The sequence below is a fragment of the Mesorhizobium sp. M2C.T.Ca.TU.002.02.1.1 genome (assembly GCF_003997225.1).
The window spans coordinates 1-14,235 of sequence record NZ_RZTO01000054.1 but is presented as its reverse complement, the minus strand read 5'-3'; the positions used below and the strand labels follow the sequence as shown (position 1 = coordinate 14,235).

Sequence of the window (14,235 nt, the reverse complement as noted above, 5' to 3'; positions counted from 1 at the left end):
TCATAGAGCGGCACGCTGGTCACCCGCCCCAGCGGCTCGTTGTCGAGATAGGTGATGCCGGCGTCGATATCGAGATTGCCGAGCAGCGTAAGCACCTCGATCGAGGTCCGCGACAGCACCGAAAAGGTGACGCCGGGATGCTTGTCGCGGAACGGCGTCGTCAGCCGCGCCACCATGGCGAGCGCCGTCGGAACGGCGGCGATGCGGATGCGGCCGGACAGGCCGTGGCGCGCCGCCCGCATCTCCTCGCGCATGGTCCTTGTATCGCCGACGATGCGGCGTGCCCAGCCCAGCACCTGCTTGCCTTCCGGCGTCAGGCCCTGGAAGCGCGAACCGCGCAGCACCAGCATGACGCCGAGCTGCTCCTCGAGCTGCTTGATGCCGGCCGATAGAGTCGGCTGGGTGACGCCGCACACCTCCGCGGCCCGGCCGAAATGCTCTTCCTTGGCCAAGGCGATGAAGAATTCCAGCTTGTCGATCATGCCATCCGATCCGTAACGCTCGGCCCAAGGTCGGAGAAATCGCCTTGCTTCGCAAGACACGCTCAATCGGGTCTCGTCCACATTTTTGAGCCGGCTATCTGTTTTCCCACGCCGCGCATGGCGCTATGGGAGGATAGGCGGAGGCAAGGAGGGACGAGATGCTGGGCTGGTTTCGCAAGCTGTTGCCGCGCGAGGATCGCTTCTTCGATCTGTTCGAGCGGCATTCGCGCACCGTGGTCGGCGGCGCCGAGGCCCTCGAGCAGCTTCTCAGCGGCAAGGACATCGATCGCTGGTGTCAGAAGATCATCGATCTCGAAGACGAGGCCGACGGCATCACCGCCGAGGTCCTGCTTGCCGTCAGGCGCTCCTTCATCACCCCTTTCGACCGCGGCGATATCAAGGACCTGATCCAGTCGATGGATGACGCCATCGACATGATGCACAAGACCGTCAAGACGGTGAAATTGTTCGAGGTCAGGGAGTTCGACCCGCTGATGCGGGAAATGGGCGGCATCATCGTCCAGGCCGCCCGGTTGGTCGCGGAGGCGATCCCGCTGTTGGGCAAGGTAGGCGCGAACGCGACGCGCCTCAACGCCATCGCCGAGGAGGTGATGCGTGTCGAGGGCCGTGCCGACGATCTGCACGAGCAGGGCCTGAAGGACCTGTTCAAGCGTCACGGCCGCGGCGACGCCATGGCCTATCTGATCGGCTCGGAGATCTATGGCCAGCTGGAGAAGGTGGTCGACCGCTTCGAGGATGTCGCCAACGAGATCAGCGGCATCGTCATCGAGAACGTTTAGGCGATGGAAGCCGCGATCGCTTTTCCCCTGCTGGTCGGCCTCGTTGCCGTGGCGCTGTTCTTCGATTTCCTCAACGGCCTGCACGATGCCGCCAACTCGATCGCGACCATCGTCTCCACCCGTGTGCTGAGGCCGCATTACGCGGTGTTCTGGGCGGCTTTCTTCAATTTCATCGCCTTCCTGTTCTTCGGCCTGCATGTCGCCGAGACGGTGGGAAAGGGCATCGTCGACGCCAGCATCGTCACGCCGGCGGTGATCTTCTCGGCGCTTGTCGGCGCCATCGTCTGGAACATCGTCACCTGGGTCGCCGGCATTCCGTCGAGCAGCTCGCACGCGCTGATCGGCGGGTTGGTCGGAGCCGGCGTCGCCAAGGCCGGAACCGGCGCCATCGTCTGGTCGGGGCTCGGCAAGACGGTCGCGGCCATCGTGCTTTCGCCGGCGACCGGATTCGTGCTGGCGCTCGTCCTTGTGGCCATCGTCTCCTGGCTGTTCGTGCGCCAGACGCCGTTCGCCGTCGACAATACGTTTCGCGTGCTGCAGTTCTTTTCCGCCTCGCTCTATTCTCTGGGGCATGGCGGCAACGACGCGCAGAAGACCATGGGCATCATAGCCGTGCTGCTCTATTCGCAAGGCATGCTCGGCCCGACTTTCCACGTACCGCTATGGGTGGTCCTCACCTGCCAGTCGGCGCTGGCTCTGGGCACGCTGCTCGGCGGCTGGCGCATCGTCCACACGATGGGGTCGAAGATCACGCGGCTCAATCCCATGCAGGGTTTTTGCGCCGAGACCGGCGGGGCGATCACGCTTTTCGCTGCCACATGGCTCGGTGTCCCGGTCTCGACGACGCACACCATCACCGGCGCCATCATCGGCGTCGGCGCCGCTCGCCGCGTCTCGGCCGTGCGCTGGGGCATCGCAGGCAATATCGTCGTCGCCTGGGTGATCACCTTGCCGGCGACGGCGGCGATCTCGGCATTGACCTATCTCGCGACGCGACTGGCCGCATGATGCGGCCCGGATCGCGGTCGCGCCGCTATTCTCCCGCGAGGTTCAGGATGTTGCCGTCGGGATCCTTGAACCAGGCGACCTTCATGCGTTGGCCGACATGGATATCGCCCTCCAGAGCCAGTCCAGGCATTTCGTAGTGCTCGAAGCTGACGCCCTTCGATCTCAGCGACTTGACAATCGGCTCGATCCGGTCGCCGACCGCCCACGTCACCGCCGTCGCCTTGTTGGTGCCGGCGAACTGCGAATGATAGACGTTGATGACTGTGTCGCCGCTTTTATAGACGACCAGCTCGCCGCCCATGTCGTCTACTCGTTTAAGGCCGAGCGTTCCTTCGTAGAACGCCTTGGCCTTGTCCAGGTCCTTCACCGCGAGATTGGCTGTCGCATTGCTGTTTTGGAGCATGACGGTCTCCTTCACAGATTGTCGTGGTGACAGTGGAGATAGCGCGAGCGGGTCGTTTGGCCATGGCCAGGCTCCAAGCTCGATCCCGATGCAAATCCGACGTCAGCCGTCGCTTTCCGGGGCACGTTCGGCGGGCCATTGCGCCACGGCTTGGTTCCGCCGGCAAACTGCACTATCTGGAACGCCAAAGCCCCGAGGAAATATCATGACCGTTACCAAGGAATCCGTCGTCGAGCGCCTGAAGACGGTGAACGGACCGGACTTCACCGGCAACATCGTCGATCTCGGCATGGTCTCCGAGATTTTCATCGCCGATGCCAAAGTGTTCTTTTCGATCACCGTTCCCGCCGCGCGCGCCCAGGAGCTGGAGCCGTTGCGCGCCGCCGCCGAGCGCGCGGTCAAGGCCATCCCCGGCGTCGCCTCCGCCATTGTCGCGCTGACGGCGGAGAAAAAGGGCGGCGGCATGGAAGCGCCGGTTCCGGCGCGCCCGGCTGCCCCGCGGCCCGCCGCTCCGCAGCGTCCGGCGCCGCACGCGCCCGCATCGCAGAGCCACGGCAAGCGCGGCGTGCCCGGCATCGACGCCATCATCGCCGTCGCTTCCGGCAAGGGCGGCGTCGGCAAGTCGACCACGGCCGTCAACCTGGCGCTCGGGCTCGGCGCCAACGGGCTGAAGGTCGGCGTGCTCGATGCCGACATCTACGGCCCGTCCATGCCGCGGCTGCTCAACATCCACGGCCGGCCGCAAACCGTCGACGGCAAGGTGCTGAAGCCGATGCAGAATTACGGCCTCAAGGTGATGTCGATGGGCTTCCTCGTCGACGAGGAGACGCCGATGATCTGGCGCGGCCCGATGGTGATGTCGGCGCTGACGCAGATGCTGCGCGAGGTCGAATGGGGCCCGCTCGACGTGCTGGTGGTCGACATGCCGCCCGGCACCGGCGACGCTCAGCTCACCATGGCCCAGCAGGTGCCGCTTGCCGGCGCCGTCATCGTCTCGACGCCGCAGGACCTTGCGCTGATCGACGCCCGCAAGGGCCTCAACATGTTCAAGAAGGTCGATGTGCCGCTGCTCGGCATCGTCGAGAATATGAGCTATTTCCTCGCCCCGGACACCGGCAAGCGCTACGACATTTTCGGCCATGGCGGCGCGCGCCGCGAGGCCGAGCGCCTTGGCGTCACCTTCCTCGGCGAGGTGCCGCTGGAAATGGGTATCCGCGAAAGCTCGGACGCGGGCGCGCCGGTCGTCGCCTCCAAGCCGGAGGGCGCGGAGGCGAAAATCTACCGCGACATCGCCGCGAAGGTCTGGGAGCGGGTCCAGCAAGAGCGCGGCGCGGCGGAGGCCGCGGTGCCGAGCATCGTGTTCGAGTAACCTCTTTCCCCTGAGGGGTCAGGCGCTGACCTTCTCGCCGAACGTCGAGAAGAACTGCCCCGCGAGCTTCTTCGATGTCGACTGGATCAGCCGGCTGCCGAGCTGCGCGATCTTGCCGCCGACCTCGGCTTTGGCGGCGTATTTGAGGACCGTCGCGTCCGGTCCGTCGGCGGTCAGCGTCACGTCGGCGCCGCCCTTGGCGAAGCCGGCAATGCCGCCCTTGCCTTCGCCCTGGATGGTGTAGGAATGCGGCGGCTTGAGGTTCTTCAGCGTCACTTCACCGTTGAAGGTCGCCTTGATCGGCCCGATCTTGAGCACCACGGTTGCCGCCATCTCCGTGTCCGAATTCTTCTCGAGGCTCTGGCAGCCGGGAATGGCCTCTTTCAGGATCTCCGGGTCGTTGAGGGCCTCCCACACTTTCTCGACGGGTGCGGCGATCCGCTCCTCGCCTTCGATCACCAAAGCCATCAAAACCTCCCCGATTTGCTCATGCCGATTGGTCGTAGCGCGCGGGCCGGGACAAGTCTATCGCACCAAAGTCCGGGTTCGGGCAGCGTCTGCCTCTTGCTTGCGCTCGCGCGTTGTCCTATCGATTTGTCATACAAATACGGAGACCACCATGGCAGGCGCCCCCACCAAGAAGAAGAAATTTCGCTCGCAGGAGTGGTTCGACAATCCCGACAATCCGGGCATGACGGCGCTCTATCTCGAGCGCTACCTCAACTATGGCCTGACGCGCGCCGAGCTGATGTCGGGCAAGCCGCTGATCGGCATCGCGCAGACCGGTTCCGATCTTTCGCCCTGCAACCGGCACCACCTCGAGCTCGCCAAGCGCGTGCGCGAAGGCATCGTGTCGATGGGCGGCATCCCCTTCGAGTTCCCGTGCCACCCGATCCAGGAGACCGGCAAGCGCCCCACCGCGGCGCTCGACCGCAACCTTGCTTATCTGAGCCTCGTCGAGGTGCTTTACGGCTATCCGATCGACGGCGTCGTGCTCACCATCGGCTGCGACAAGACCACGCCGGCGCTCTTGATGGCGGCGGCCACCGTCAACATCCCGGCGATCGCGTTTTCGGTCGGTCCGATGCTCAACGGCTGGCACAAGGGCAAGCGCACCGGCTCCGGCACCATCGTCTGGGAATCCCGCCAGCGGCTGTCGGCCGGTGAGATCGACTATGACGAGTTCATGGACATCGTCGCCTCCTCGGCGCCCTCGACCGGCTATTGCAACACCATGGGCACCGCCACCACGATGAACTCGCTGGCGGAGGCGCTCGGCATGCAGTTGCCGGGCTCGGCCGCCATCCCGGCGCCCTATCGCGAGCGCGGCCAGATGGGCTACGAGACGGGCAAGCGCATCGTCGAGATGGTGCATGAAGACCTGAAGCCCTCCGACATCATGACCCGCAAGGCCTTCGAGAACGCCATCGTCGTCAACTCGGCTATCGGCGGCTCGACCAACGCGCCGATCCACCTCAATGCGATCGCCCGCCATCTCGGCGTGCCGCTCGACAATGACGACTGGCAGGCGGTCGGCCTTAACATTCCGCTCCTCGTCAACCTGCAGCCGACGGGTGAATATCTCGGCGAGGACTATCACCGTGCCGGCGGCGTGCCGGCGGTGGTGGCCGAGCTGATGAAGGGCGGCCTGCTGCCGCATCCCGATGCGCTCACCGTCAACGGCAAGACCATGGGCGACAATTGCAGGGATGCCGTCAACGAGAACCCGGACGTGATCGGCAGCGCCGCCAAGCCGCTCAAGGCCAATGCCGGCTTCATCAACCTCAAGGGCAACCTGTTCGATTCCGCGATCATGAAGACCAGCGGCATCTCGACGGAATTCCGCGAGCGCTACCTCTCCAACCCGAACGATCCCGAAGCCTTCGAAGGCAAGGCTATCGTCTTCGACGGTCCGGAAGATTACCACGCCCGCATCGACGATCCGGCGCAGGGCATCGACGAGCACACGGTCCTGTTCATGCGCGGCGCCGGCCCGGTCGGCTATCCGGGCGGTGCCGAGGTGGTTAACATGCAGCCGCCGGCCTACCTGATCAAGAAGGGCATCCATTCGCTGCCCTGCATCGGCGACGGCCGCCAGTCCGGCACGTCCGGCTCGCCGTCGATCCTCAACGCCTCGCCGGAAGCAGCCGTCGGCGGCGGCCTGGCGCTGCTCAAGACCGGCGACCGCGTCCGCATCGATCTGAAGAAGGCCACGGCCAACATTCTGATCAGCGACGAGGAGCTCGCCAGGCGGCGGGCCGAGCTCGAGAGCAACGGCGGCTATCACTACCCCAAGCACCAGACGCCCTGGCAGGAAATCCAGCGCGGCATGGTCGATCAGTTTTCGGCCGGCATGGTGCTGAAGCCGGCGGTGAAATACCAGGACGTCGCCCACACCAGCGGCGTGCCGCGCGACAATCACTGAGCGTGTAGCCGGCTAAATCATGAGGGCGGCTTGCCGATGGCAAGCCGCCCTTTTCCGTTGCCCTTGTTTCATCCCGACGGAACCCACAGATACACTCGACCTCGGCAGCTTCCTGAAGGGAGAGATTATCTGTGGCGAAACGGCGTTCTTCCCTGGGCTTCCTCGGCATGTTCGGCCGCTCCAGCGATCTGCGCCAGCTCGACGAGGCGCTGCGCGCGGCCGATCTGCATCCGGCCCTGGTGCCGGAAGGCGTGAAACTCACCATCGTCAATCTGATGAACGACCGCTGGCCCGATGAGCCGCCGGCACAAGCCTATCATTCCGTGGCGCAGCTCTGCGGCTATTGCGTTGCCGGGCCGCAGGTGTTCGAGCAGGCCAATGGTCGCGAGCCGACCTTGGCGGTCGAGCGCCGCATCGAGGCGGCGCTGGAGGCCGGCGACAGTTTCGACGCGCAGATCGTGCTGATGACGCTGCATGCCAAGCTGATCAACGCCGAGGTCGTCGAGCGCTACGGGCTGAGTGTGGAGTAGATCAGCCGCCCATCTTGCTGCGCGGCAGCTTGATCATCTCGCCGAAGCGGGCGCGCAATTTGTCGTCGAGAACACGCGAGACGTGGCGCGGGAAACGCTCGGCAAGCACGCGCTTCTTCTCAGCGATCGCTCGCGACAGGATATCGGGCCGGCCCTTCTCGTTCCATTCCTTGGGCGAGAAACGGTCGCCGACGGCGGGATAGAAATACTCGGTCTGCATCAGCTTCAACGTCTGATCGTTGCCGAGATAATGCCCGGGACCCTTGAGGCAGACATCGGCGATGGTGTCGATCGACAGCGCGTCGTCGGTCACCTCGATGCCGCGCACGCAGCGCAGGCAGTGGCCCAGCATGTCGTTGTCGATGATCAGGCTTTCGAGGCAGAAGCCGAGCAGCGAGGCATGCATGCCAGCCGATTCATAGACCAGGTTCAGGCCGGACAGGCCCGCCATGACATTGGTGATGCCCTTCTCGTAGCCGGCCTGGATGTCGGGCAGCTTGGAGTCCGACATGCCGGCGGCAGACCCGCCGGGCAGGTCGTAATATTGCGCCATCTGCGCGCAGGCCGCGGTCAGCACCGCCTGCTCGGCCGAGCCGCCGGACATGGCGCCGGTGCGGAGGTCCGAGACGAACGGCCAGGTGCCGAAGATCGCCGGATGTCCGGGCTTGATCGCATTGACATAGACCAGCCCCATCAGCACTTCGGCCACCGCCTGCACGACGGCGCCGGCAATCGCGGCAGGTGCCGTGGCGCCGGCCTGGCCGGCGGAGAGCAGCAGGATCGGAATGCCGCCTTCGACGCAGGCCTCGAGCACGCCGCAGGCGTCCTCGGCGAACTTCATCGGCGGCACGACGAAGCAGTTCGAGTTCGACACGAACGGCCGTGCGCGGAAATTCTCCTCGCCGCCGGCGATCGCATAGAGCATCTCCAGCGCCGGCTTGACGTTCTCGCGCACGGTGAACGAGGTGCCGACATGCTTGGACGTCCCCGTCACGCAGGCATAGAGCGTGTTGAAATCCATATCGAGCGGGTCGGGAATGTCGCGCGGCACCATGGTGCGCTGGAAGAAATGGATGTTGTCCAGCCCGTCGACGAGACGGGCGGCGTCGTAGAGATCCTGCAGCAGCGATTCGCGATACTCGCGCTTCTCGACATCGACCAGATGCACCGCCGCGCCCGCCGTGCCGTAGTGCACGCGTTTGCCCTGGATCAGCATGTCGTGTTTGGGATCCTGGCCGTAGAGCGTGAAGTTGCGTGCAGCCTTCTTGATCGTGTCCAGCACCAGCGCGCGCGGCAACCGGATGCGGCCGTCGTCGCCATAGGTGCCGCCGACCCGGGTCAGCGCCTCGATGCAGGATGGGATGGCGTTGGCGAAGCCGACCGTCTCCAGGAGCGTCAGCACCGATTCGTGGATGCGCTCCTGGTCGTTCTGGCTCAATGGGCCATAGCTGCCGCCTTCAAGCCCCGCCCGCACCGGACGGATGTCGTCGGCCAAGGGCGCCGCCCGCATCGCGCGGCGCGCTTCGCGCCCGCCGGACCGCCGCGAACGCTGGTCCGACGACGATTCCTGCTTCTCGAGAGCCACTGACATGGAAGCACTCCACCTTTGTCTTATCTGCGAGGCGGCACGCGGCGGTTGGTCCACCATCGTCTGCCTCGTCCCCTTCTGGCCCCGACTATGCCGCCGGCATTGGTACAGCCTATGGGCCAAGCAATCCCGTCGAATATGCCAGGATCCTAAAGCAACGGGGTGTGTGCCCAAACAAAAAGAGCCGGCGCAGCGCCGGCTCTTTTCAGGACGTCAGTGGCGATCAGGCGGCAGCGGGCCTGCGGCCGGCGGCGGTGGCGAGTTCGCGGATGCCCGGCTCGATATGCTGCAGCGAGATCGAGGAGATGCCCAAGCGCATGAAACGAGAGGGCTTTTCGCTGCGATCGAAGAACCGGTCGCCGGGTTCGATGATGACGCTGCGCGAAGCGGCCGCTTCCGCCAGGCCACGGGAATCGGTGCCGCGCGGCCCTTCCAGCCAGAGCGAGGTGCCGCCCGCCGAGTCGGTCGAGCGCCATTCTGGCAGGAAAGCGGAAATCGCATGGACCAGACGCTTGCGCCGCTCGTCGAAGGCGGCGGAGAGCCTGCGCACCAGCGCCTCGTGGTGGCCGAGCGACAGGAACAGCGCCACCGCGCGCTGGTTGTTCGCCGGCGGGTGCCTCAGCATGAAGCGGCGCAGCGCGCGAAGCTCGGCGATCAGTCCCGCCGAGGCCACGATGTAGCCAAGCCGGAGTCCTGGAGCGAGCGTCTTCGACATCGAGCCGACATAGATGACGCGGCCCGAGCGGTCGAGGCTCTTCAGCGCCTGCTGCGGCGCCTCGTCGAGCAGCTGGCTGTCATAGCCATCCTCGATGATGATCTGGTTGTTGCGGTTGGCGCGCGCCAGAAGGTCCTGCCGCCGCTCCGCCGACAAGGGCACCATGGTCGGGCAGTGGTGGCTGGGCGTGACGAAGACGAAGCCGGAATCGCTCGGGATCGACGAGGTCACGATGCCCGACTGATCGACCGGAACCGGCTGGATATCGGCGCCGGCCAGCCGGAAGATCGAGCGGGCGTCGGGATAGCCGGGGTCCTCCATCGCCACTTTCGAACCCTTGGTCATCAACAGCGAAGCGAGCATGTAGAGCGCGTTCTGCGCGCCCAGCGTCACGATGATCTCGTCCGGATTGGCGAAGATGCCGCGCCGCGGGAGGAGCCTGGCCTGGATCTGCTCGATCAGCAGCGGATCGTCGCGATCCACCATGTCGGACGCCCAGTTGCGGATCTCCAGCACCGCCAGCGCCATGCGGTTGCACTCGCGCCATTCGGCGGTTGGAAACAGCGCCGGATCGAACTGGCCGTAGACGAACGGATAGGAGGACTTGATCCAGTTGTCGTGCTTGGCCGGCGGCGGCATGTCGCTTGCGGCGATCTGCCGGCGCGCCTTCCAGTCGATCTCATTCTGCTGGTCCGGCGCCTTCTGGTGCGGCTTGGCGGGGGTAGCCAGCACGTCAGGGTTGACGAAATGGCCGCGCCGCTCGCGCGCCACCAGGAAACCCTGGTCGACCAGTTGCTGGAAGGCGAGCACCACCGTGCCGCGGGCAACCCCAAGTTTTTCCGCGAGAATTCGGCACGACGGCAGCGGCATCGAGGCGGCGATCTGTCGGTCGAGAATGGCCGCGACGATCGCTTGGCGGATTTGCGCCTGGAGGGTTTGGCCGGATTCAGCCGAAATCCGGAACAGACCGGACCATATGGCCGTGTCATTGCGCTGTGGCATGGGAAATCTTCCTCGGATGGCCAGCTGTTTTCACTTGGCTGGACCAGTGGAGTGTATGGGTGGCATAAGGGGTTGCGCCAATCAATTTTTCTGATCGCTGGGATTTATGCCAGTGATCTATCAAGGCACGACGCGCAGCGTCGTTGCCCGCACCTTCACCATCCAACGCCCCCCTCATCAAAGCGTGATGCAGTGCGGCAAAGCCGCGCTTGAACGAAATGGAAATCGGCTAGATAGAATGACGCGCCGACACGCGCCGGAAACATCCGGCCTGCTAAAATGGTCTAAAAACCCGCCAGGAGCCCGCCAGTGGACCAGCCAACCTTCGACAAGCAACTTGCCGCCTTGCGCGAACAGCGCGGGGCGGCCAAGGGCTCGATGCGCGAGGCCTTCGCCGCCGATCCCAGGCGCTTCGAGACATTCTCCGCCACCGACGGCGATCTCCTGCTCGACTGGTCGAAATGCGCGGTCGACGCAAATACGATGACGATGCTGGAAAGGCTCGCGGATGCGGCCGATCTCGCGGGACGCCGCGCCGCCATGTTCGAAGGCAAGAAGATCAACATCACCGAGAACCGCGCCGTGCTGCACACCGCGCTGCGCAACCTGACCGGCAAGAGCGTGATCGTCGACGGCCAGGACACCAAGGCCGACGTGATCGCCGTGCTCGACGCCATGGGCGCCTTCGCCGACGCCATCCGCTCCGGCAAGGCGCTAGGTGCCACCGGCAAGAAGATCACCGACATCGTCAACATCGGCATCGGCGGCTCCGACCTTGGCCCGGCGATGGTGACGCTGGCGCTTGCGCCCTATCATGACGGGCCGCGCGCGCATTATGTCTCCAATGTCGACGGCGCCCATATCCATGACACGCTGAAGGGCCTGTCTGCGGAAACGACTCTGTTCATCGTCGCCTCCAAGACCTTCACCACCGTCGAGACGATGACGAATGCCGAGACGGCGCGCGATTGGGTTCAGAAAGCGCTGGGCAAGGAAGCGGTCGGCAAGCATTTCGCCGCCGTCTCGACCGCCCTCGACCTGGTTGCGAAGTTCGGCATCGAGCAGGACCGCGTCTTCGGCTTCTGGGACTGGGTCGGCGGCCGCTACTCGGTCTGGAGCGCCATCGGCCTGCCGGTGATGATTTCCGTCGGCCCGCGCAACTTCCGCGCTTTCCTAGACGGCGCGCATGAGATGGACGAGCATTTCCGCTCGGCACCCATGCAGAAGAACCTGCCGGTGCTGCTGGGGCTGATCGGCTGGTGGCATCGCGTCGTCTGCAAATATCCGGCCCGCGCCGTCATCCCTTACGATCAGCGCCTGTCGCGTCTGCCCGCCTATCTGCAGCAGCTCGACATGGAATCGAACGGCAAGAGCGTCACGCTGGACGGCGCCGCCGTCGCCACGCCGACCGGCCCGCTGGTCTGGGGCGAGCCCGGCACCAACGGCCAGCATGCCTTCTTCCAGCTCCTGCATCAGGGCACCGACTTCATCCCGGTCGAGTTCCTCGCCGCGGCGGTCGGTCATGAGCCCGAACTGAAACACCAGCATGATCTCCTGCTCGCCAACTGCCTGGCGCAGTCGGAGGCCTTCATGAAGGGGCGCACGCTGGAAGAGGCGCGCGCGCAGATGCTGGCCAAGGGCATGAAGCCGGCCGATGTCGACCGCATCGCGCCGCACCGCGTCTTCTCCGGCAACCGCCCGTCGCTCACCATCCTCTACCGCAAGCTCGATCCGCGCACATTGGGCCGCATAATCGCGCTCTATGAGCATCGCGTCTTCGTCGAGGGCACGCTGTTCAACATCAATTCCTTCGACCAATGGGGCGTCGAACTCGGCAAGGAACTGGCGACAGGTCTGCTGCCTGTCGTTGAGGGCAAGGAGACTGCCGCAAAACGCGACGCCTCGACTGCCGGACTGGTGGCTCATATCCACCAATTGCGTGGCGTGGAGTAAAAGGATTGGCGGATATCAAGGGAATATTGTTCGACAAGGACGGCACGCTTGTCGACTTCAACGCGACCTGGCTCGGCATAGCCGACTTCATGGCGATGGACGCCGCCGAGGGCGACCGCTGGAAGGCCGACCGGCTGCTGGCGGCCGCAGGCTTCGACTTCGCCACCAAGCGCTTCAAGCCCGATTCGATCTTCGCGTCCGGCTCGAACATGGACGTGGTCGAGCTCTGGTTCCCGCGTCTGTCCGACGAGGATCAGCTGTTGGCCGTTTCGCGCTTCAACGAGATCACCTCCGTGCAGGGCTCCTCGATGGCGGTAGCGCTTCCAGGCATCATCGATTCGCTGCGCACGTTGCACAAGCAGTCCTACCGCATGGGCGTCGCCACCAATGATTCCACCAGCGGCGCCGAGAAGACGCTCGCCACGCTCGGTGTCGCGCAGCTCTTCGAAGCCGCCTTTGGCTATGATGCGGTGGCGAGTCCGAAGCCGGCGCCGGATACGGTCGTCGCCTTCTGCGATCTGACCGGGTTGAAGCCGGGCGAGATCGCCATGGTCGGCGACAACCGCCATGACCTCGAAATGGCGCGCGCCGGCGGCTGCGGCCTGGCGGTGGGCGTGCTCTCCGGCACCGGCACGCGCGACTCGCTGGCGCCGATGGCGGACGTCGTTCTGGACTCGGTCGCCGACCTGCCGGATTTCCTTGCCACGCGGGTGAACGTGCCGGCGGGCTAATGCATGTCGCCCAAAAGTGCGCAGCGATTTTGGGGGAACGACATGCATCAAAACAAAGACTTAAAGCGCGTCGACTGAATCCATTTCAGCGCGACGCGCATTAGTGCGTTTCACCGTTTTGCGGAAACGGCGAAACGCCCTATCTCTTTGTTTTTACGCAATTCCGGACGGAAAACCGCTCACACTTTTCCTGGAATTGCTTCAACCTGTTCCGCCACAAAGGCGAACACCGCGCTGGGCCTGGGCTCGCCGCCGCCGTTTCCGCCGACATCCGGCACGTGATATTCGCCGAGCAGGCAAAGCCGAGGCTTCGGCAGCCAGGCGCGGCCCGGATCGCCGACCAGCACGTCGATGCCGGCGGCGAGGCAACGATCGAGGAACGGCACCATCCGCCGCCCGACATCCTGCGCGTAGAAGACGTCGCCCGCGAGCACCAGATCGACTGCCGGCGGCGGACCGGCGGTGATGTCCTCACCGCGTATCTCGATGGCGACGCCGTTGGCTTCCGCATTGAGGCGGAGCGCGACAACGCCGTTGCGGTCGATCTCCGCCGCGATCACCGCGCGCGCTCCCGCCTTTGCTGCGGCGATGCCGACCAGCCCCGAGCCGGCGCCGAGGTCGAGCACCCGCTTGCCGACGACGATCGACGGCCTGTCGAGGACATAGCGCGCCAGCACCGCGCCGCCGGCCCAGGCATAGGCCCAGTAGGGCGGCTGCGGCTCAGGCCGGCTTTCGCCGCTGTCGTCGTCCGGTTCCAGCAGCCGCCGCAGTCCGCTGCCGGGATGGGCCTGATAGAGCCGGACCTCCGGCACCGACGGCACCGGCGCCAGCCGCATGTTCGCTTTGATGAAGTCCGCCGGATCGAGCCGCTTGCCTCTCTCCCGTGTCTTGCCGGCGGAATGATCGCTCAAGCCTGGTCCCGCAGCGCCCGCCGCAGGATCTTGCCGACCGGCGTCTTCGGCAGTTCGGTGCGGAATTCGATGAATTTCGGCCGCTTGTAGCCGGTCAGGTTCTCGCGGCAATAGGCCATCAGGGTCTCGACGGTGAGCGCCGCGTCCTTCTTGACCACGAACAATTTAGGCACTTCGCCGGAATGCTCGTCCGGCACGCCGATGGCCGCGACTTCCAGCACGCCCGGGTGATGCGCCACCACCTCTTCCAGTTCATTCGGATAGACGTTGAAGCCGGAAACCAGGATCATGTCCTTCTTGCGGTCGACGATCTTGGTG

The 14,235-nt window shown here is 65.0% G+C and carries 13 protein-coding genes and 1 pseudogene; 7 read left to right on the top strand and 7 right to left on the bottom strand.

Features of this window, described 5'->3' with window-relative positions:
• The coding region (locus EOD07_RS05015) for a LysR family transcriptional regulator (protein WP_164772068.1) at nucleotides 1–482 on the bottom strand (482 nt) is incomplete at its 3' end.
• A gap of 158 nt (nucleotides 483–640) precedes the next feature.
• On the opposite strand from EOD07_RS05015, the gene EOD07_RS05010 reads away from it, so the two are divergent.
• Both EOD07_RS05010 and EOD07_RS05005 read left to right on the top strand, forming a co-directional pair.
• The gene (locus EOD07_RS05010; protein WP_127234200.1) at nucleotides 641–1,282 is read left to right on the top strand and encodes a DUF47 domain-containing protein; all 642 of its coding nucleotides are present in this window, start codon (nucleotides 641–643) and stop codon (nucleotides 1,280–1,282) included.
• 3 nt (nucleotides 1,283–1,285) lie between these two features.
• Complete coding sequence (locus EOD07_RS05005; protein ID WP_127234199.1) at nucleotides 1,286–2,290, top strand: inorganic phosphate transporter; 1,005 nt, start codon at nucleotides 1,286–1,288, stop codon at nucleotides 2,288–2,290.
• Between the two features lie 25 nt (nucleotides 2,291–2,315).
• On the opposite strand, the gene EOD07_RS05000 is transcribed toward EOD07_RS05005, so the two are convergent.
• Nucleotides 2,316–2,693, bottom strand: coding sequence for a VOC family protein (locus tag EOD07_RS05000; protein ID WP_127234198.1), 378 nt, complete (start codon nucleotides 2,691–2,693; stop codon nucleotides 2,316–2,318).
• A 205-nt stretch (nucleotides 2,694–2,898) separates the two neighbouring features.
• Between EOD07_RS05000 and EOD07_RS04995 the strand changes: the two genes are divergently transcribed.
• Entirely contained in the window at nucleotides 2,899–4,062 is a 1,164-nt protein-coding gene (locus EOD07_RS04995) for an Mrp/NBP35 family ATP-binding protein (RefSeq protein WP_127234197.1), read from the top strand.
• Nucleotides 4,063–4,080: 18 nt separating this feature from the next.
• Here the strand turns inward: EOD07_RS04995 and EOD07_RS04990 are convergent, their stop codons facing one another.
• Nucleotides 4,081–4,530 carry a carbon monoxide dehydrogenase subunit G gene (locus tag EOD07_RS04990; RefSeq protein WP_127234196.1) on the bottom strand — a complete coding sequence of 150 codons (450 nt, stop codon included), beginning with the start codon at nucleotides 4,528–4,530 and terminating at the stop codon, nucleotides 4,081–4,083.
• Nucleotides 4,531–4,681: 151 nt separating this feature from the next.
• Here EOD07_RS04990 and EOD07_RS04985 point away from each other — a divergent pair, with 151 nt between their 5' ends.
• Together EOD07_RS04985 and EOD07_RS04980 are read left to right on the top strand one after the other, a co-directional pair.
• Nucleotides 4,682–6,487 (top strand): IlvD/Edd family dehydratase, encoded by a 1,806-nt coding sequence (locus tag EOD07_RS04985; RefSeq protein ID WP_127234195.1) that lies wholly within the window; start codon nucleotides 4,682–4,684, stop codon nucleotides 6,485–6,487.
• 131 nt (nucleotides 6,488–6,618) lie between these two features.
• Nucleotides 6,619–7,017, top strand: a complete 399-nt coding sequence (locus EOD07_RS04980; protein ID WP_116398060.1) for a hypothetical protein — start codon at nucleotides 6,619–6,621, stop codon at nucleotides 7,015–7,017.
• Between the two features lies 1 nt (nucleotide 7,018).
• Here EOD07_RS04980 and EOD07_RS04975 read toward each other — a convergent pair whose 3' ends face one another.
• Nucleotides 7,019–8,608, bottom strand: a complete 1,590-nt coding sequence (locus EOD07_RS04975; RefSeq protein WP_127234194.1) for a trimethylamine methyltransferase family protein — start codon at nucleotides 8,606–8,608, stop codon at nucleotides 7,019–7,021.
• Between the two features lie 220 nt (nucleotides 8,609–8,828).
• Nucleotides 8,829–10,322 (bottom strand): PLP-dependent aminotransferase family protein, encoded by a 1,494-nt coding sequence (locus tag EOD07_RS04970; RefSeq protein ID WP_040986066.1) that lies wholly within the window; start codon nucleotides 10,320–10,322, stop codon nucleotides 8,829–8,831.
• A gap of 309 nt (nucleotides 10,323–10,631) precedes the next feature.
• On the opposite strand from EOD07_RS04970, the gene pgi reads away from it, so the two are divergent.
• Together pgi and EOD07_RS04960 are read left to right on the top strand one after the other, a co-directional pair.
• On the top strand, nucleotides 10,632–12,275 hold the full coding sequence (gene pgi / locus EOD07_RS04965) for a glucose-6-phosphate isomerase (protein WP_127234193.1): 1,644 nt from the start codon (nucleotides 10,632–10,634) through the stop codon (nucleotides 12,273–12,275).
• Nucleotides 12,276–12,280: 5 nt separating this feature from the next.
• Nucleotides 12,281–13,006 (top strand): HAD family hydrolase, encoded by a 726-nt coding sequence (locus tag EOD07_RS04960; protein ID WP_127234192.1) that lies wholly within the window; start codon nucleotides 12,281–12,283, stop codon nucleotides 13,004–13,006.
• A gap of 179 nt (nucleotides 13,007–13,185) precedes the next feature.
• Here EOD07_RS04960 and EOD07_RS04955 read toward each other — a convergent pair whose 3' ends face one another.
• Together EOD07_RS04955 and EOD07_RS04950 are read right to left on the bottom strand one after the other, a co-directional pair.
• Nucleotides 13,186–13,842, bottom strand: coding sequence for a 50S ribosomal protein L11 methyltransferase (locus tag EOD07_RS04955; protein WP_127234201.1), 657 nt, complete (start codon nucleotides 13,840–13,842; stop codon nucleotides 13,186–13,188).
• A gap of 71 nt (nucleotides 13,843–13,913) precedes the next feature.
• Nucleotides 13,914–14,235, bottom strand: a pseudogene (locus tag EOD07_RS04950) (long-chain fatty acid--CoA ligase); the annotation flags it as partial.